At 63.9% G+C, this 17,823-nt stretch carries 14 protein-coding genes; 8 read left to right on the top strand and 6 right to left on the bottom strand.

The genetic code is table 11. The annotated features are described in order from the left end of the window. Positions 1 to 15: 15 nt before the first annotated feature. The 4 genes from ACQS5P_RS08795 (at position 16) to ACQS5P_RS08780 (ending at position 4,245) form a co-directional block, all read left to right on the top strand. On the top strand, positions 16 to 1,929 hold the full coding sequence (locus ACQS5P_RS08795) for a transketolase C-terminal domain-containing protein (protein ID WP_428940524.1): 1,914 nt from the start codon (positions 16 to 18) through the stop codon (positions 1,927 to 1,929). Positions 1,930 to 1,980: 51 nt separating this feature from the next. After that, positions 1,981 to 3,243, top strand: a complete 1,263-nt coding sequence (locus ACQS5P_RS08790) for a molybdopterin molybdotransferase MoeA (protein ID WP_428940523.1) — start codon at positions 1,981 to 1,983, stop codon at positions 3,241 to 3,243. After that, complete coding sequence (locus ACQS5P_RS08785; protein WP_428940522.1) at positions 3,240 to 3,395, top strand: hypothetical protein; 156 nt, start codon at positions 3,240 to 3,242, stop codon at positions 3,393 to 3,395. The genes ACQS5P_RS08790 and ACQS5P_RS08785 overlap by 4 nt, the downstream gene beginning before the upstream one ends. Before the next feature lie 211 nt (positions 3,396 to 3,606). Continuing rightward, positions 3,607 to 4,245 carry a DUF1579 domain-containing protein gene (locus tag ACQS5P_RS08780; protein ID WP_428940521.1) on the top strand — a complete coding sequence of 213 codons (639 nt, stop codon included), beginning with the start codon at positions 3,607 to 3,609 and terminating at the stop codon, positions 4,243 to 4,245. Positions 4,246 to 4,463: 218 nt separating this feature from the next. Here ACQS5P_RS08780 and trmB read toward each other — a convergent pair whose 3' ends face one another. Next, positions 4,464 to 5,093, bottom strand: coding sequence for a tRNA (guanosine(46)-N7)-methyltransferase TrmB (trmB, locus tag ACQS5P_RS08775; RefSeq protein ID WP_428940520.1), 630 nt, complete (start codon positions 5,091 to 5,093; stop codon positions 4,464 to 4,466). A 68-nt stretch (positions 5,094 to 5,161) separates the two neighbouring features. Further along, entirely contained in the window at positions 5,162 to 5,992 is an 831-nt protein-coding gene (locus tag ACQS5P_RS08770) for an FRG domain-containing protein (RefSeq protein WP_428940519.1), read from the bottom strand. Between the two features lie 98 nt (positions 5,993 to 6,090). Here ACQS5P_RS08770 and ACQS5P_RS08765 point away from each other — a divergent pair, with 98 nt between their 5' ends. From ACQS5P_RS08765 to ACQS5P_RS08755, 3 genes are all read left to right on the top strand, one after another. After that, entirely contained in the window at positions 6,091 to 7,539 is a 1,449-nt protein-coding gene (locus ACQS5P_RS08765; RefSeq protein WP_428940518.1) for a TolC family protein, read from the top strand. Next, on the top strand, positions 7,532 to 9,598 hold the full coding sequence (locus tag ACQS5P_RS08760) for an efflux RND transporter periplasmic adaptor subunit (protein WP_428940517.1): 2,067 nt from the start codon (positions 7,532 to 7,534) through the stop codon (positions 9,596 to 9,598). The genes ACQS5P_RS08765 and ACQS5P_RS08760 overlap by 8 nt, the downstream gene beginning before the upstream one ends. A 107-nt stretch (positions 9,599 to 9,705) precedes the next feature. Continuing rightward, complete coding sequence (locus tag ACQS5P_RS08755; RefSeq protein WP_428940516.1) at positions 9,706 to 13,170, top strand: efflux RND transporter permease subunit; 3,465 nt, start codon at positions 9,706 to 9,708, stop codon at positions 13,168 to 13,170. A gap of 38 nt (positions 13,171 to 13,208) precedes the next feature. On the opposite strand, the gene ACQS5P_RS08750 is transcribed toward ACQS5P_RS08755, so the two are convergent. Together ACQS5P_RS08750 and ACQS5P_RS08745 are read right to left on the bottom strand one after the other, a co-directional pair. After that, complete coding sequence (locus ACQS5P_RS08750) at positions 13,209 to 13,796, bottom strand: superoxide dismutase family protein (protein ID WP_428940515.1); 588 nt, start codon at positions 13,794 to 13,796, stop codon at positions 13,209 to 13,211. A gap of 191 nt (positions 13,797 to 13,987) precedes the next feature. Then, positions 13,988 to 15,643 carry a ribulokinase gene (locus ACQS5P_RS08745; RefSeq protein WP_428940514.1) on the bottom strand — a complete coding sequence of 552 codons (1,656 nt, stop codon included), beginning with the start codon at positions 15,641 to 15,643 and terminating at the stop codon, positions 13,988 to 13,990. 63 nt (positions 15,644 to 15,706) lie between these two features. Between ACQS5P_RS08745 and ACQS5P_RS08740 the strand changes: the two genes are divergently transcribed. Then, positions 15,707 to 16,024 carry a hypothetical protein gene (locus ACQS5P_RS08740; protein ID WP_428940513.1) on the top strand — a complete coding sequence of 106 codons (318 nt, stop codon included), beginning with the start codon at positions 15,707 to 15,709 and terminating at the stop codon, positions 16,022 to 16,024. An 18-nt stretch (positions 16,025 to 16,042) separates the two neighbouring features. Here ACQS5P_RS08740 and ACQS5P_RS08735 read toward each other — a convergent pair whose 3' ends face one another. Further along, complete coding sequence (locus ACQS5P_RS08735) at positions 16,043 to 16,624, bottom strand: hypothetical protein (RefSeq protein ID WP_428940512.1); 582 nt, start codon at positions 16,622 to 16,624, stop codon at positions 16,043 to 16,045. Positions 16,625 to 17,071: 447 nt separating this feature from the next. Next, positions 17,072 to 17,680, bottom strand: a complete 609-nt coding sequence (locus tag ACQS5P_RS08730) for a glycine zipper 2TM domain-containing protein (RefSeq protein WP_428940511.1) — start codon at positions 17,678 to 17,680, stop codon at positions 17,072 to 17,074. Between the last annotated feature and the right edge of the window lie 143 nt (positions 17,681 to 17,823).

Below are 17,823 nucleotides of genomic sequence, written 5' to 3'. Positions count from 1 at the left end.
ATATTGCCCCATCCTATGACCAGCACAGAGACGTTTCCGATTGACTTGACCTTGCTGAAGGCGTTGAAACTGGATCCTTCCCGCCCGACGTTGTCTGCCGAACAAAAACAGGCGTTGCTGCACAACATCGGGCTGTGTCGGGACGCGATCGTTTTCTTCACGGCGGTGGCGGATGCCAAAGGGCTGGGCGGGCACACGGGCGGGGCCTACGACACCACGCCGGAAGTCCAGATCATTCGCGGGTTTATAGCCGGCGGAGCGCCGATCCTGCCCATCTTTTTCGACGAGGCCGGACACCGCGTGGCCACGCAGTACCTGCTCAGCGTGCTCGAGGGGGAGATGCCCGCGGAAAAGCTGCTGCACTATCGCGAGTACAACCAGCACCTGCCCGGACATCCGGAACGCGGCTTTACGCCGGGGGTGAAGTTCAGTTCCGGGCGGCTGGGGCACCTGTGGGCTTACGCCAATGGCGTGGCCATGGCCAATCCGGACAAGGCGGTGTTCGTGCTGGGGTCCGACGGCTCGCAAATGGAAGGCGACGACGCGGAAGCGGCGCGGCTGGCGGTGGCCAAAAACATCAACATCAAGCTGATCATCGACGACAACGACGTGACCATCGCCGGCTATCCCAGCAAATACCTGCCCGGGTTTGACGTGGCCAAAACCCTGGCGGGGCATGGAATGAGCGTGCAGACGGTACAGGGTGAGGACATCGACGCGCTGTACGCCGCCCTGGCCAGGGCGTTTGTCACGCAGGGTCCGCAGGCGGTGGTGGTCAGGCGGAAAATGGCGCCGGGCATCGACGGCCTGGAAGGGCACAACCACGCACATGAGTCGATCAAGGCTTCTCTGGCGATCCCCTATCTGGAGAAGCGTGGGCATCACAAGGCGGCGGAATATCTGAAGAACGTCAAACCTCAGAAGAATCCGCTGGTGCATCGGGGCTCGAGCGGCGCCGGCAAAAACCGCGACGAGTTCGGCAAAATCATCAACAGCATCCTCGATGGCATGACGCCGCAGCAGCGGCTGGCCAGCGTGCGGGTGTTCGACAACGACCTGGAAGGCTCCTGCGGGCTGCATCACATCCGCAAGAAGTATCCGGAGGTGTATGTGTCGGCCGGGATCATGGAACGGGGCAACTTCTCGGCCGCGGCGGGGTTCGGCATGAATCCGGGCCGGCAGGGGATCTACGGCACGTTCAGCGCGTTTCTGGAGATGGTGATCAGCGAGATCACGATGGCGAGGCTGAACCACAGCAACGTGCTGGCGCATTTCAGCCACGCTGGCGTGGATGACATGGCCGACAACACCTGCCACTTCGGGCTGAACAACCTGTTCGCCGACAACGGCCTGCCCGATGAGGGGCGCGACACGACACGGCTGTACTTCCCGGCTGACCAGCATCAGTTCGCCGCTTGCATCCGGCGGATCTTCAACGATCCGGGGCTTCGATTCGTGTTCTCCACCCGCGCCGCCGTGCCGGACATCCTCACCGAGGACGGCAAGCTGTTTTATGGCCAGGGATATCAGTTTACGCCCGGCAAAGACGAGATCATCCGCGCGGCGCCGGCGGGCGGGGGATACGTCGTGTCGTTCGGGGAAACGCTGTACCGGGCGCTGGACGCGGTGATCCGTTTGCAGGAATCGGGCGTGAAAGTCGGGTTGATCAACAAGCCGACGCTGAACGTGATCGATCCGCAGATGATGGCGATGCTGAAGGACGCGCCGTTCGTGCTGGTGGCCGAGGGATTCAACATCAAGACCGGCCTGGGATCGCGATTCGGCACGGCGTTGCTGAAGGCCGGCTTCAAGGGGCGCTACAATCACATCGGCACGCACCGTGAAGGCAGCGGCGGATTGTGGGAGCAGATGGGGTATCAGGGGGTGGATTCGGAAGGGATCGCGCGGGCGGTGCGGGAGTTGGCGTGAGTGGCGCCGGAGCCGGCAGGCAACGTGGATGTGTGGTGATGGATCGGGCGCATGCGCGAATCGCAGTTGATCAGCATTGCCGACGCGATCGCGGTCATCGACGCGGTGCCTGTGACGCCGCGCGTCGTGCGGGTCCGGCTCGAAGAGGCGCACGGCCTGTATCTGGCGCAGGACATTTCCGCCGACCGCGACTATCCGCCGTTTGACAAGAGTCTTCTGGACGGCTTTGCGGTTCGCTGCGCGGACTTGGCGCACAGCCCGGTGGATCTACGTGTTGTTGGTCAGATCGCTGCCGGGCAAACCGCCCGCGCGGCCATCGGCCCCGCGGAAGCATGCGCGATCATGACCGGCGCGCCGGTGCCCGCGGGCGCGGATGGGGTTGTTCCGGTCGAAGATACCCGGCGCATCTCCGATACCGTCGTTCGGATTCTGCGGGCGGAGCATCCGTCGCGGGCGATCACGCCGCGAGGCGGCGACTGCCCGGCGGGGGCGGTGGTGCTGCGCCGCGGCATGCGCCTGGAGGCGGCGCAGCTTGCGGTGGCCGCCAGCGTCGGCGCCGCCGAAGTACACGTCTTCGCCCGCCCGCGCGCCGCGGTGCTGTCCACTGGCGATGAGCTTGTCGGCATCGACGCCGCGCCCGGCGAGGCGCAGATCCGCAACTCCAACAACATCATGCTGGCGGCGCTGCTGCGACGGCTGGGGTGCGATGTGAGCGATTTGGGAATCGTGCGCGACGATCGCACGCTGATCCGCGACGCGATCGCCCGGGCGATCAGCCAGTTCGACGTCGTGTTCATCACCGGCGGGATGAGCATGGGGCAGTACGACCATGTGCCGAAGGTGCTGGCGGAGCTGGGTGTGCAACTGAAGATCACGAAGGTGCGGATCAAGCCGGGCAAACCGTTCGTGTTCGGCTTGAGCAGAGGTCGGCCAACCGGCGCGCAGGAGTCTTCACTGCCTGCCGCGGGCGGCGGAGCTGCGGGTTTCGGCTATGTTTTTGGTCTTCCGGGCAATCCAGTCAGCAGCTTCGTGTGCGCGGTGCGGTTGTGTTCACGGTTGATTGCGCGGATGAGCGGTGCGGAAGTGTCCGAAGTCTTTACAGCGGCGGTGCTGGAGTCGGCGCTGGAGCCTAACGGGGTGCGGGAGTTTTACCAGCCGGCGGTCCTGAGCGGCGGACGCGTGCGGCCGTTGAAATGGAAAGGGTCGGCGGACATCTATACACTGGCGCAGGCCAATGCGCTGATCGTGCGGCCGGAGCACTCGCCAGCGGTGTCGGCGGGGCAGGTCGTCCAGGTGCTGGAGATCCCGGCATGAGCGATACAAGAAGCGGCTGGTGGTTCACTCGGCTGGTGCTGACGATCCTGTTGGCCGGGCTGATGTTCGGCGGGACGTTCACGTGCAATTACAACGACGACGATGACGATCAGCGGCCACCCCGCACCACCCAAACCTCCACGCGCAAGTGAGGTCACGGCTGCGTGTCCTTTAGTGTGGCCATGACGGGGGACTTGGCCTGCGAGAATCCGACCTGGCTCAGCTTGTTCAACGGCGCGCAAACCAAAATGCCTCATCGGAGGCAATAAACCTTTGCTTTGATGAGTTGGACGTGGTTAGAGTCTGCTGCCGGCGCGGTCCGGGGTGGACATCCTACTTCGTTCAAGCCAAGGAGTTTTGCACATGAGCGGACACATCAATCGCTATGCCGTTGCGCTGTTGAGCCTGGGCGTGCTGGCGCTGGGGGTGCAGTGGGTGATCTCGCAGGAGAACAAGCCACAGCCCGCCGCCGAGCAGCAGCAGATGTCGCCCGAGCAGGCGGCGCAGATGGAGGCGTGGATGAAACTGGCCGTTCCGGGCAAGGAACACGAGGGTCTGAAGCCGATGGCCGGGACGTTCGATGTGGAATTGTCGTTCATTCCCGCGCCCGGCGCGCCGGCACAGGTTTCCAAAGGAACAGAGAAGAACGAGATGGTGCTGGGCGGGCGGTTTTTGGAAGGCCGCTTCCGCGGGGAGATGATGGGCCAGCCGTTCGAGGGCATCGGCTACACCGGGTACGACAATCTGAAGAAGAAATACGTCAGCACGTGGATGGACTCGATGGGGACGATGATTCTTGTGCAGGAGGGGACGGCCGACGCGACGGGGAAGGTGATCACGTTCACCTCGACGATGCCTGATCCGGTTTCAGGCAAAGAACAGACGATGCGATCGGTGCTCACGATCGTCAGCAACGACAGGCACACGTTTGACATGTATGTCCCCGGTCCGGACGGCAAGGAGTACAAGTGCATGACGAACGTGTACACGCGCGCCAAATGAAATGATGCCGCCGCGACTGCGAAGTGCCTCAGCCATCGCAGGCGATCTGTGGAACCGGCGCTGCTGTGGCACGGGCGTCCCGCCCGTGCGGGCGATCGTCGCACCGGCGGGGCGGGCGTGACACGGAGAAAGAGCCAATCTCAAACCTGCCGGGCAGGCCCAGTCGCGCATGTTCCTTTCAGCCGCGACACGGCGCTGCGCGAAATCAGGGCAGACCGTCAGTCGCGTTGCTTTATCGCCGCCAGGGCGTAGAAGGGCCGGCCTTCGCGCCTGTATTTGCGTTCGAAGTTGGTGCCGACGAACTCGCCGTCGGCGGCGCTGCCGGGGCGGTTGTAGTCGATGATCTTCATGCCGGATGTGGATCCCACCACCTGCTCGATCTGTTCGAAGTACTGCTGATGGTCGGTGACGACCTGTAGCCGGCCGCCCGGCACCAGTACCCGCACGACCTGCTGCATGAAGGGCGGCTGAATGAGCCGTCGCTTGTGGTGTCGCTTCTTGGGCCAGGGGTCGGGAAAGTAGATGTGCAGCACCGACACGCTGTCGTCGGGAACGAACTCGCTGAGGAAGTAGGCGGCCTCGGCACGGACCGTCCGGGCGTTGTGACAGCCGTGGCGGCGAAGGCGGTCGCTGGCGTATCGCCAGTACCAGCGGGCGTACTCGATGCCGAAGAAATTGGTGTCCGGGCGCGATTTGGCCTGATCGAGCAGAAACGTGCCCTTGCCGATGCCGATCTCCATCTCGACGGGGTTCTGGTTGCCGAAGATGTCCCTCCAGTTCAGCGGCCTGGGCAAGGTCTCCACATCCAGCCCGATCGGTTCGACGATCAGTTCACGGTGCGATTGCATGCGTCGATTTTATGGATGCGGACGCAGATGAACACAGACGTACACGGGTGAACGCGGCGGCCGTCAGTTCATTCAGGCTCCTTCGCGTTCGTCCGCGGTCTGTCGTTCCGGGGACTGTAATAGCGCTTCAGCCAGCGGCTCAGCCCATCCAGACCGGGGAACAGGACGCGCTCGGTGATATTCGCCTGATCGAGCTTGTCGCGGATTTCCCACTTGAGCGAGGCGGGAATGATGATGCGACGCCACAGGTCAGGGTGCCGGATGAGCCAGTGGTTCATGTCGGCGTCGGCGGCGGACATGAATGAGAGCAGGGCGAACTGGTTGACGATGCGCTGGTCGAGCGAGGGCGGATCGAGGAAGACGACGAACGGCCCGCCGCCATGTTCGCCGCCCAGTGCGTCGAATGCGTCGAGGGTGGGGGCAATCCGGCCAAGCATTTCGGTGGTGAACACGTCGGCCTGTTCGTCGTCGAGCATCTGCCGCAGGGGTTTGGGCAGAAGCTGGTGGGTCTTGACGTAATCGACGCACCAGACGGCGGCGTCCTTGTCGTAATGCTCGATGATCGCGGTGGCGAAGTGAAGCGCGACGAAGGGGCTGAAGGTCCAGTCGAGCAGTCGGGTCGGCAGTCCATGGTGCTGCGCCAGCGCCAGCCAGTTCCAGGTCGAGTCACCGGGCACGGTGTCGCTGTGAGCGTACTTGCGGAAGTTGCGAAGCAGATGCCCCTCGTGGTTGACGTAAGGCCCGCCCAGGCGACGCAGGGTCGTGGTCAGGTCGTCGGCGGTGCTGGTCATGCCACGATAGGCGAAATTGGAGCGGAATCGTCCCAGCGACGGCTTCCACGATTCGGCGTAAAGCTGATCGATCAGCTCATTGAAGCTGGAAATGCGGATATCGGACACAGGAAAGGGATGATAAATGCAGAAGGCAGAAGCATGAAGGATGAATTCGGATTGAACTTCAGGAGCGGTTGATGCCGTTTTGAGGGGTGGAGCAGTGCATGAACTGGCTGTCGGGTCGGTGGCTTCGGGCTTTGGTGATGGTCGCGGTGGCGGCCGTGTCAGTGGGGTTACTGAGCGGCTGTGTGCTGTCGCCGCGCGGAACCAGTGCCGAGAAAAAGCGGCTGAAAGAGGCGGGGCAGGCCTATCAGCAGCCCGTCGAAAAGCGCAATCTGCCCGAGCTTTCGGATAGTCCCACCTGGCGCGACGTCCTGCGCCGGGCATTTCTCGCCAACGGTGATCTGGAGGCCGCCTACTTCGAGTGGGAGGCGGCGGTGCATCGCATCGACATGAACGCAACCTGGCCGAACAGCAACCTCCAGATTGGCTTTGAGTACATGTTCAGCGACGAGAACATGAAGGCGTGGGATCGAACCACGATCTCGGGCGGGTTCGACCCGTCGATGACGCTGTCGTTGCCGAACAAGGTTGCCAGGGCGGGGCGGGTTTCGCTGGCCGAGGCACAGGCGGCGGCAGAGCAGTTCCGCGCCAAGAAGTTCGATCTTCAGAAGCAGGTGCTGAGCATGTACCTGGACCTTGCGCTGGCGGAGCAGCGGGTGCGGATTCAGCGCGACAACGTGGCGCTGCTGCGGGTTCTGGAGGACGCGACGCAGAACGCCGTTCGCGCCGGACGCGCCCAGCAGGACCTGCTGAAAGTGAGAATCGAGCGCGAGCTGGCGGAGAACGAGCTGGCCAATGCGCGATCCGAGGCGCGCTCGATACAGGCCAGTCTCAACGCCATGCTGGCGCGCGATCCGCAGTCGCCGCTGAGCGTGCCGACGCTTCCTGAGCCGCGGGAACTGGCGGCGGATGATGCGACGCTGATCGCCACGGGAATCGACCGCAATCCGGAGCTTGCGAGCCTTGCGCGGCAGGTGCAGGGGCGAAAGGATGCGCTGGAGCTTGCGCGGCTGGCGTATTTGCCGGATGTGGCGCCTGCGGCGGGATTCACCGGCAGCGTCTCGCAGTTTGTCGGGGCGATGGTGATGGTGCCGACGACCATCCCGATGATCCGCGCCAAAGTTCAGGAAGCGCGGGCGATGTTGCAATCGACGCAGGCGGTGGCGCGGCAGGCGCGGCACGACCGCGCCGCTCAATTCGTCGCCGCGCTTTACGTGTTGCGCAATGCCGAGCGACAGGCCCAATTGTTCGATTCGCGCATCCTGCCGGCGTCTCGGGCGGTGCTGGCGAGCGTGCGACAGGCCTACGCCGCCGGTCAGGCCGACCTGCTGGACCTGATCGACAGCCAGCGGACGCTGCTGGAGGTGCAACTGCTGGTGGCCGAGGCGCGGGTGCAGCGGGAGAAGCAACTGGCGGAACTGGAGGCGCTGGCGGGTGTGGATGTGGAGACGCTGGGGCGGGAGTCAGCGACGCGGCCGGCAACACAACCGACGACGAACACATCCGCGAACCCATCCGCGCCAGCGGAAAAGGCAAAAGATCATGAATGAACTTCCAGAAAGGGATCGCCGGATGCTGGCGCTCGTGGCGCGTGCGTCCCGCCGGTGCAGTGGTGGCGGTGGCGGCAAGCGCATGAGCCAGACGCGCATGCAACCGAGGCTCTGCGGCGGCAAAGTCAGTGTGGCGGGAATCGTGATGCTGGTGATCGCGTTCGGGATCGGGATCGCCGCGGGAGCGTACTGGAATGAGCGAATTCGCCACGCGCTCGGATTGCATCGCGGCGGGCACGCCGCGGCGACAACACAGCAGAAAAAGCAGCTCTGGACCTGCGGCATGCATCCGCAGGTGATCCAGAACAAGCCCGGCAACTGCCCCATCTGCGGCATGGCGCTGGAGCCGCTGAAGATGGACGAGACGACCAGCAGCACCACCGCGCCCGCCGAACGCAAAATCAAGTACTGGTGGGACCCGATGATGAACCCGCCCTACATCTCCGACAAGCCGGGCAAAAGCCCCATGGGCATGGACTTGGTGCCGGTGTACGAAGACGAGGTGCTGGCCGGGGCGGTGGTCAAGATCGATCCGGTGGTCGTGCAGAACATGGGTGTTCGCGTGGCGGAGGCGACGATCGGCCCGGTCAAACGTGTGGTGCGTGCGGTGGGGACGCTGCAAGAGGCGCAGCCGAACATCCAGGACGTGAACCTGCGAGTCTCAGGTTGGATCGAGCGGCTTTATGCCGACACCGAAGGGCAGTTTCTTCGCAAGCGCGATGCTCTGTTTGACCTGTACAGTCCACAGGTGCAGGTGGCGGTGGAGGAGTTGATCATCGCGCGGCGGGGTGTGGAGAGTCTGGGCGAATCTGCGGACCCCGCCACGCTTAAAAGCGCGCAGACGCTGCTGGACGCCGCAAAGCGCAAGCTGGAGCAGTGGGGGATCGACGCCGATCAGATCGAGCGGCTGTCGAGGATGCCGACCGCGCCACGAACCGTGCGGTTCATCAGCCCGATCGACGGCCACCTGGTCGAAAAGATGATTGTTCAGGGCTCGGCGGTGGAAACGGGGATGAAGGTGTTGCGGCTGGTGGATCACTCGATGCTGTGGCTGGACGTGCAGGTGCACGCGCAGGACCTGCCGTTCGTGAAGGCCGGCCAGCCGGTGCGGGCGAGCATCGAAGGCGTGCCGGGGCGGCAGTTCGATGGCAAGGTCATCTTCGTTCATCCGCACGTGGATGCGATGACGCGAACGGCGCTGGTGCGGATGGCGATGCCCAACCCGGAACTGAGCCTGCGCCCGGGGATGTTCGCCACCGTGTGGATCGAGTCGCAGATCCAGGACCAGGCGCTGCTGGTTCCCCGCGAGGCGGTGATCGACACTGGCCAGCGGCAGATCGTGTTCGTACCCCTGGAAAATGGACATTTCGAGCCGCGGAAGGTGACGGTGGGCGTCTGGAGCGACGATGGCAACGTGCAGTTGCTTTCGGGCGTGGCGCCCGGGGAGCAGGTGGTCGTCAGCGGGCAGTTCCTGCTCGATTCCGAAAGCCGCATGCGCGAGGCGATCCAGAAGCACCTGGACAAGCAGTTGCTGGCGGCGGGCGCCAAGCCCGCTGAACCGCCGACGACGCAGCATCAGCATCCGACCACCAGACACGCTTCGACACAGAGCACGCCCGGCACGGCGCACTGGCAGCATGCGGTGGATGAGTTCATTCGAGCATACCTGACGATCGGCGAAAAACTCGGGGCGGTGCAGGCGTCGGAAGATCCGGTGGATGCGAGCAGGCTGATCGAGACCGCGCGGCTGCTGAGCGATCATGCCACCACGCCGCAGCAGAAGCAGATTGCGACGAGGGTGATGGACGCGGCGGCGAGGCTGGGCGACGCGCCGATCGAACAGCAGCGGGAGCTGTTCAAGATCGTCAGCGACGCCGCGATCGAGCTGGCGCTGTCGTGGCCGGTCTCACGGGAGCTCGCTCAGGAGCTTTATGTGTGGCACTGTCCGATGGCGCAGGGGAATTGGCTTCAGGCGACGAAGCCCGCCGCGAACCCGTATTACGCGACGACGATGAAGCAGTGCGCCGTCCTGAAGCAGACCGTCGCCACAGGCAGGTAACCGGACCACAAACGTGTCACGGGCGTTGAAGTGACAAAGAACCTGGACATCCGACTTTCGAACTCGAGTGCATCCTGCATGGCCGGGACGGCCATGCCACTTCCATCATGATCTCGAAGATCATTGAATACTCGATTCGCAATCGCTTCCTGGTCCTGCTGCTGACCGGCATCCTGATCGGTCTGGGCACGTGGGCGACGTACAACATTCGTCTGGACGCCATTCCCGATCTGTCCGACGTGCAGGTGATCATCGTTACCGAATATCCGGGCCAAAACCCGCAGGTGGTGGATGATCAGGTCACGTACCCGCTGGCCACGGCGATGCTGTCGGTGCCCGGTTCGACGGTCGTGCGCGGCTACAGCATGTTCGAGCTGTCGTTCGTATACGTGCTGTTTGAAGACAACACGGACATTTACTGGGCCCGCTCGCGCGTGCTGGAGTATCTCAATTTCGCGCGGGACCGGTTGCCAAAAGGCGTCGAGCCGAAGCTGGGGCCGGACGCCACCGGCGTGGGGTGGGTGTATCAGTATGTGCTGTACCCCGGCTACTACTCTCCGGACCATCCCAAGGGGCTGTGGCATGACCAGAAGCACGACAAGTGGTATGCGCGGATTGAGGATGCGCCGAAGAATCGTCGGGATGAGCTGACGAAGGTGCGGGCGTGGGAGAAGCCGGGGAAGGATCCGATCACCGGCGCCGAGCTGTTGCCATCGAATCAGGACCTGGCATCGCTTCGCAGTTTGCAGGACTGGTATCTGCGTTATCCGCTGACGGCGGTTGATGGCGTTTCCGAGGTCGCGCCAATCGGCGGATTCGTCAAGCAGTATCAGGTGGTGCTCGATCCGCAGAAGCTTCAGGCATACAAGCTGCCGCTGCGCGACGTGATCATGGCGATCGAGCGGAGCAACAACGACGTGGGGGGATCGGTCATCGAGCTGGCGGAAAATGAATACATGGTCCGCAGCCGCGGGTACCTTCGAGGACTGGAGGACCTGGGCAGCGTGGTGGTGATGACCGGCGAAAGAGGCACGCCGGTCTATCTGCGGGATGTGGCCACGCTCCAGATCGGCGGGGAGATGCGCCGCGGCGTGGGGGAGCTTGACGGCCAGGGCGAGGCGGTCGGCGGGGTCATCGTCGCCCGCTTCGGAGAAAACGCCTACAAAGTCATCCAGGACGCCAAAAGGAAGCTGCTGGAGCTGGAGGACGGGCTGCCCCCCGGCGTGTTCATCAAGACCACCTACGACCGCTCGGCGCTGATCGGCCGGGCCGTGGGCACGCTGCGAAGAGCGGTCATCGAAGAGCTGATCGTCACCGCAATCATCATCCTGGTGTTCCTGGCGCATGTCCGCAGCGCGTTCGTCGCCATCATTGTCCTGCCAATCGGGCTGCTGGTCTCGATCCTGGTCATGCAGATCCTGGGGATCAACGCGAACATCATGTCGCTGGGCGGGCTGGCGCTGGCGATCAGCGTCATGGTGGATTCGGCCAACGTGATGATCGAGAACGCGCATAAGCACCTCGAGCGGCACAGACAAGAGGGCACAAAGGCACGAAGGCACGAAGTGATTCTGGAGGCTTGCAAGGAGGTGGGGCCGAGCATCTTCTTTTCCCTGCTGGTCATCACCGTTGCGTTTCTGCCGATCTTTGTGCTGGGCGAGCAGTCCGGTCGGCTGTTCAAGCCGTTGGCGTACACCAAGACGTTCGCCATCGCCGCCGGCGCGATCCTGGGCATCACCATCGTGCCGGTGCTGATGGTGTATCTGATCCGCGGTCGGATTCCCACCGAGGAGAACAACCCGATCAACCGCTGGTCGATGCGCATCTACGACCCGTTCTTCCGGCTGGTGATGCGGCATCCGATCATCACGCTGCTGGCCGTGCTGCTTCTGGGCGCATCGACCATCTATCCCATCAGGCAACTTGGCACGGAATTCATGCCCGCGCTGGAAGAGGGCGACCTGCTGTATATGCCCACGACTGATCCGAGCATCAGCGTGCTCAAGAGCAAGGAGCTGCTCCAGCAGACCGACAAAATCATCAAGAGTTTCCCCGAAGTCGTCAGCGTGCACGGCAAGATCGGCCGGGCCGACACCGCCACCGACCCGGCGCCGCTGTCGATGATCGAAACCGTCGTGCAGCTCAACACCGACCGCGACCAGTGGCGAAAACGCAGGGTCGAGTACTTCTTCAGCGGCTGGCCGAAATGGCTGAAGTGGCCGTTCACGGCGACGTTCTGGCCCGAGACACGCCCGATCACGATGGAGGAGCTGAAGTACGGCTGGCAGGACCCCGACGGCACCAGGCATCAAGGGCTGAACCAGGCGGTCACGTTTCCGGGGGTGGCCAACGCCTGGCCTTACCCGATCGAGAACCGCATCAACATGCTCACCACGGGCATCAAGACGCCGGTGGGCATCAAGATCATGGGCCCGGACCTGAAGGTCCTGGCGGATCTGGCGGAAAAGACGGCGACCGCGGTCTCCACCATCGAAGGCACGCTCAGCAGCTATCCCGAGCGCACCTTCGGCGGGTATTACCTCGATTTCGACATCAACCGCGAGGAGGCGGCGCGGTACGGGCTGAACGTCGCCGACGTGCAGGACGTGATCCAGTCGGCGATCGGCGGGATGAACATCACGACGACGGTCGAAGGGCTGGAACGCTACCCGCTGAACGTGCGTTACGCGCGCGAGCTGCGCGACGACATCCCCTCTCTCCAGCGCGTGCTCGTGACCGCATCCAACGGCGCGCAGATTCCGCTGGGGCAACTGGCCGACATCAGGATCACCCCGGGAGCGCCGATGATCCGCTCGGAGAACGGCCAGCGCACCGCCTGGATCTTCGTGGACATCGACACATCCAAGCGTGACCTGGGCGGCTACGTCGCCGAGGCCAAGCGCGTCGTCGAGCAGCAGGTGCCGATGCCGCCGGGCTACTCGCGCGTCTGGTCCGGGCGGTTTGAGTATCTGGAAAAGGCCAACCAGCGCCTCATGGTGGTCGTGCCGATCACGCTGGCGCTGATCGTGCTGCTGTTGTACATCTCCAACCAGAGCTGGTTCCGGGTGATCGTGATCCTGCTGGCCGTACCGTTCAGCCTGATCGGCGCGTTCTGGTTCCTTTGGCTGTTGGACTACAACATGAGCCTGGCGGTGTGGGTGGGGATCATCGCGCTGCTGGGGGTGGACGCCGAAACCGGGCAGGTGATGCTGCTGTACCTGGACACGACCTGCGAACGCTTTGTCAGCCAGGGGCGGATGCGCAACAAGTCGGATCTGTTCCACGCGATCTACGAAGGCGCGGTGAAGCGCATCCGACCGAAGACGATGACGGTCGCGACCGACATGATCGGGCTGCTGCCGCTGTTGTGGGCCACCGGCACCGGCGCGGACGTGACGCGTCGGCTGGTGGCTCCGCTAATCGGCGGAATTACCATCAGCTTCGTCATGGAGCTGCTGGTGTACCCGGTGATCTTCTACCTGTATAAGAACTGGCAGATGCGGCGAGAGTGGCGCGATGCTCCAATCGCCGCACAGCCCCAGGCCGCGATGGCATCATCGAATGCCCAATGACCAGTTCAGTGCACGCGGGCGATTGCCGCCTTTCACGTTCACTTGTTCATCTCGATGATGCCGCCCGCGACGCGACCGCCCGCGTCGCCGGTGGGTTGGCTCTTCAGGTCGTCGGCCTTGGCGTGGACGATGACGGCCTTGCCGATCACGTCATTCTTCGCCCCGCCCAGCGAGATGTTGTCCACCGTCAGTTCCAGGTGGGCGTTGCCGTTGGCGTCGGAGCTGATATTGCCGAAGTCGCCAGCGTGTCGGGGCCAGTGGGTCGGCCCGGCGTGAGGGTGGCCTTCGGGGTTGTAGTGGCCGCCGGCGCTGCTCAGGTCCGGCGCGCTCAGATCACCTTTTTCGTGGATGTGAAACCCATGAGAGGAGTTGGGCGGCAGGCCGGCGATGTCGGCCACCACCTTCACCTTCCCGTCCGGCAATTGCGTGAACGTGACCGTGCCGGTGACGTTGTTCATCGTCGGCTGGGTTGTCGCGGCCTTGGCGGGCCTGATGTGCGCAACCGCGACTTTCGCCCCCTCCGTCCGGGAGCTGTCCTTATCCTTGTCCATCATTTCGCAACCCGCGACGGCGACGATCATCAGACCCAACGCAGGGGCAACCAGACGCTGCACCAGGCGATTCATGATTCCTCCGAGAGTATGAAATGCGCGTGCTTGAACGAGTGCTGATCCTATGCACTTGTGCAAACAGTCGGCAAGGCCCAATTCAAAGGCGTGCACCGTTTTCGCCACCGAATCGCTCAAGCTGGATGGGACAGAGCAATTGGTATCACGGGCGGGACGCCCGTGACACGGCAACGCTGAAGCAGAGCGAATCAGTGTGACAACTCGCGCAGGCGGCGCATGGCGGCGGCGACGGGCCCGCCGCCGTCGCACAGGGATCGGTAAATCTCGTAGAGCTTGTCGTACTGCTTTCGGGCGCGCAGGTCCGGACGATAGATCAGGTCTTCGCGCTCCGGGGCCATCGCGTGGATCGCCTGGCTGATGCTGGCGTAGCCGGTGGCCTGCTGCCCGGCGGCGATGCAGCCGAGAATCGCCGCCCCCAGCGCCACCGACTGGTCGGAGGCGGCGGGCCTGATCTTCGCATCCAGCACGTCGGCGTAGATCTGCATGAGCAGCGGCGACTTGCCGGGCAGTCCACCGGAGGCCACGAACCTTCGAACCGGCACGCCCGCTTCGCGCAGCGTGTCGCAGATCCACCGCACGCCGAAGGCCGTAGCCTCCATCAGCGCGCGGTAGAGTTGCGCCGGGCGAGTGCCCAGCGTGATCCCGACGAACCCGCCGGAAAGCCTTGCATCCATCAGGGGCGTGCGGCAGCCGTTCAACCAGTCGATCGCCATCACTCCGCCGCTGCCGGGCGGCAACGAAGTCGCCTCGCGGGTGAGCGTTTCGTGTGAGAGGTTGAAGGTCTTGACCAGCCACGCGAACGCGTCGCCGACCGATGCCTGGCCGGTTTCGTACCCGAAGTAGCCGGGAAGGATGCCGTCCTCGACGACGCCGGCGATTCCGGGCGCCATCGCTTCGATGCGGCTGTTGAGCATGTGGCAGGAGCTGGTGCCCATGACCATCACGAGTGTGGAAGGCGAGGCGACACCGGCGCCGGGCACGCCGGCGTGGGCGTCGATGATCGCGGCGCTGACGGGGATGCCGCTTTTGAGCCCCAGCAGCTTCGCGCCTGCTTCGGAAAGATTCCCGGCGCAGGTGCCGGGGCTTTGCAGCGTGCCGGGCATCTTCTCCTGCACGACCGATTCCAGCCGCAGATGAACCGCCTTGAAATACTCGCGGGAGGGATAACCCGTGTGTTTGTTCCAGCAGGCCTTGTAACCCGCCTGGCAGGTCGAACGCGAGATTCGCGAAGGATTGCAGCGTGGGAACGGCCCGTCGATGAGCTGCCAGACGAACCAGTCGCCGCCCTCGATCCAGACATCGGCGGCGTCGTAGACTTTCGGCTCGTGGTTGAGGGTTTCCAGGATTTTGGGGAAGAACCACTCGATGCCGATGATGCCGCCGTAACGAGCCAGCCACTTTTCCCTGCGTTCACGGGCGACGGCGTTGATGCGGTCGGTCTCGGCCTTGGCGCCGTGGTGTTTCCACAGCTTGGGCCAGGCCAGCGGCGTGTTGCGAAAGCGTTCGGTCAGGCAGAGCGGGGTTCCGTCGGCCAGGCACGGCAGCATGGTGCAGCTTGTGAAGTCGACGCCGATGCCGACGATCTGATCCGCCGAGGCATCCGCGGCGCGCATCGCCTTTTTGCATGCGATCGACGTTGCATCCAGCCAGTCCTGCGGATGCTGAAGGGCGTAATCCGGCGGCAGCTTTTCGCCACTGGTGGGCAGCGTCTGGTCGATCACGCCGTGCGCGTAGTCCTGCGACGCCTGCCCCGCGATTCGCCCGTTATGAATGTCCACCACCAGAACCCGAACCGATTCGGTGCCGAAGTCAAGTCCAATGGAGTAGCGGCTGCTGTTGCCCATGCCATCCAAGGATACTGCCCGCATTTTGCGGACGGAAGTTCGGCGGGTAGAGTGCACCTCGCGATGGGCCGGCCACATCCAGAACCCGACGACGACCCGACCGACGAGCACCTCGAGGAAGATGACGAGCTCGACGATCCCGAGGCGCCCGACGAATCCGACATGGACGACGGCGACGATGACGAGCCGGATGGCGTGCCCTGTCCGTACTGTGGCCAGACGATTTCGGAGCTGGCGCAGTGGTGTCCGAAGTGCGAGAACTACATTTCCAGGGAGGATGCCCCGCTGCCCAGCAGTCATCCCCGATGGGTGATGTGGACCGCGATCGCGGTGCTGGCATCGCTGGCGATTGGCGGGGCGTTCGCGCTGCGGTGGTGGTGAGCTGCGCTGAAGCCGCCGCTACATTTTCTTTCGCCCGATGACGAACTGATGCCTGAAGGTCTGTCCGCCGCGATCGAAGACCAGCGTCAGGCGCATCTGCCCCTCGCCGCGCCAGTCCCAGTACAGTGCGTCGTCGTCAACGACCGCCAGGTAGCGCGGTTCGTCGTCATAAAAAGGCTGATCGTATCCGACTCCCTCGTAATGCCGGCGATATCTGCCGCCGAAGGTGCCGCCCACGCCGATTCCGATCGAAGGCCCGACGCGCTCAACCCGCGGGCGCAGTGGCGGGAAGATGAGCTTGATGAAGCTCTGCGGCGCGATGGTCTGTGTCCGCAGCGGATGGCTCTGCCCCTGCGGATCCACCGCCGAGCTTTGCGGACCCAGCAGCGTGATCGAATCTTCCGTGGGGTTGTAGATCCGCATGACCAGGCGGTTGTCCACCGTTCGCAGCCGATACTCCAGCGGATCCTGACGGACGACGATGTCGGACGCTGTTCCGATATGCCGAGCCAGGTCCGGCGGCTGGAGGATGTCGTACTCGTATCGCGCGCACCCCGAGATCGCCAACAGCGTCAACAGCACAGCCGCAAGTGATCGCATGTTGACAGTCTACCGTGATCGGGCGAAGGCGTGAATGACGAGTCATTCGCGCCTGTGTCTGGATTTGGGCCGGCGCGCCGAGAAGCTGAGACACGCCACTCTGTATCACGGCCGTTCCGCCCGTCGTTTATACACGTTTCTGGAAGCCCTCATTTTTTGAGGCAGCAGAGCGGACAGGGGTCTTGCCCGTGCCCAGCGGCATGAAGTGATGAAGAGCCGGCATGTCGGACTTGCGAACTCGATCGCGCCCTGCATGGCCGGGACGGCCATGCCACAAGTGGCTCGTCTTGGGTTTTCATCGCACGCACCTGCGAGTCTGAGCGAGAAACGCGGGCGGTCCGAGATGTGTATAAACGTCAGGCGTCCCGCGCGTGCGAATGGCCATCGCACGCGCGGGACGTCCGTAAACAGACGGCTGCACCGACCCAGAATCTCAGCGGCGGCATCTCATTCGCGCTGGCGATCGGAGCTGATGCGATCCTGTCGCTCGGAGGCGGCGCGGGCGCGACGCGCTTCCTCGGGCTGCATGTCGCGCATGGCGACGATCACGCGATCGCTCACGCCCCTGTCACGCAGGTACTGCTCCTGCCGCTCGGTCAGCTCGAAGTACTGCTGCGTGCGACGAAGACGCTGGATCATCTGGCTGTCGCTCAGACCGGCGTCCTCCATCGCCACGACCTCGTCCAACGTGACAAACCCGTCGCGGTTGATGTCGGCGGTCTGAGCGTCGCGTGCATCGGCGGCGGTGACGGGATCGGATTCGGCGCGGCGGTTGGCGGCCTGCGCTTCGTCCTTCTCGTCGCCGGTGATCTTGTCCCAATTGGCGCCGATGAGGTACCCGCCGCCCGCGCCCGCGGCTCCGCCGATCAACGCCCCCAGCAGGCGGTTGTCCTCCCCGGCCAGGACCGCCCCTGCCCCCGCGCCAGCGAGTCCTCCAATCACCGCTCCCTGCGTCTTTTCGTCGCCCGGCAGACTTTCGCACCCGACCATCAGCGGCGCGCCCGCCAACGCTCCGCACAATAACGCTGCTGTCATCGCATGACCGCGGAACAACATGACGTGGTTACCTCCAAAAAGGGTTATGATCTCAGAAGTCGCGAATGTCGTGCCACAAAGCCCGCCGCTGTCCGGCCAGCATCCGGCAACTTTCCGGCGGGCAGGTGGTAATTACAGACGGAAGCTGGCTTCATGTGAGCATC

The organism is Fontivita pretiosa, from assembly GCF_050410795.1.
GTDB lineage: Bacteria > Planctomycetota > Phycisphaerae > Tepidisphaerales > Tepidisphaeraceae > Fontivita > Fontivita pretiosa.
The sequence above is the reverse complement of the archived record's forward strand: the minus strand, read 5'-3'. Positions and strand labels throughout refer to the sequence as shown.

Bases quoted from the DNA above. Each gene is read 5' to 3' on its own strand.
- ACQS5P_RS08795 (WP_428940524.1), top strand. From the start codon at position 16: ATGACCAGCACAGAGACGTTTCCGATTGACTTGACCTTGCTGAAGGCG.
- ACQS5P_RS08790 (WP_428940523.1), top strand. From the start codon at position 1,981: ATGCGCGAATCGCAGTTGATCAGCATTGCCGACGCGATCGCGGTCATC.
- ACQS5P_RS08785 (WP_428940522.1), top strand. From the start codon at position 3,240: ATGAGCGATACAAGAAGCGGCTGGTGGTTCACTCGGCTGGTGCTGACG.
- ACQS5P_RS08780 (WP_428940521.1), top strand. From the start codon at position 3,607: ATGAGCGGACACATCAATCGCTATGCCGTTGCGCTGTTGAGCCTGGGC.
- trmB (WP_428940520.1), bottom strand. From the start codon at position 5,093: ATGCAATCGCACCGTGAACTGATCGTCGAACCGATCGGGCTGGATGTG.
- ACQS5P_RS08765 (WP_428940518.1), top strand. From the start codon at position 6,091: ATGAACTGGCTGTCGGGTCGGTGGCTTCGGGCTTTGGTGATGGTCGCG.
- ACQS5P_RS08760 (WP_428940517.1), top strand. From the start codon at position 7,532: ATGAATGAACTTCCAGAAAGGGATCGCCGGATGCTGGCGCTCGTGGCG.
- ACQS5P_RS08755 (WP_428940516.1), top strand. From the start codon at position 9,706: ATGATCTCGAAGATCATTGAATACTCGATTCGCAATCGCTTCCTGGTC.
- ACQS5P_RS08750 (WP_428940515.1), bottom strand. From the start codon at position 13,796: ATGAATCGCCTGGTGCAGCGTCTGGTTGCCCCTGCGTTGGGTCTGATG.
- ACQS5P_RS08745 (WP_428940514.1), bottom strand. From the start codon at position 15,643: ATGGGCAACAGCAGCCGCTACTCCATTGGACTTGACTTCGGCACCGAA.
- ACQS5P_RS08740 (WP_428940513.1), top strand. From the start codon at position 15,707: ATGGGCCGGCCACATCCAGAACCCGACGACGACCCGACCGACGAGCAC.
- ACQS5P_RS08735 (WP_428940512.1), bottom strand. From the start codon at position 16,624: ATGCGATCACTTGCGGCTGTGCTGTTGACGCTGTTGGCGATCTCGGGG.
- ACQS5P_RS08730 (WP_428940511.1), bottom strand. From the start codon at position 17,680: ATGTTGTTCCGCGGTCATGCGATGACAGCAGCGTTATTGTGCGGAGCG.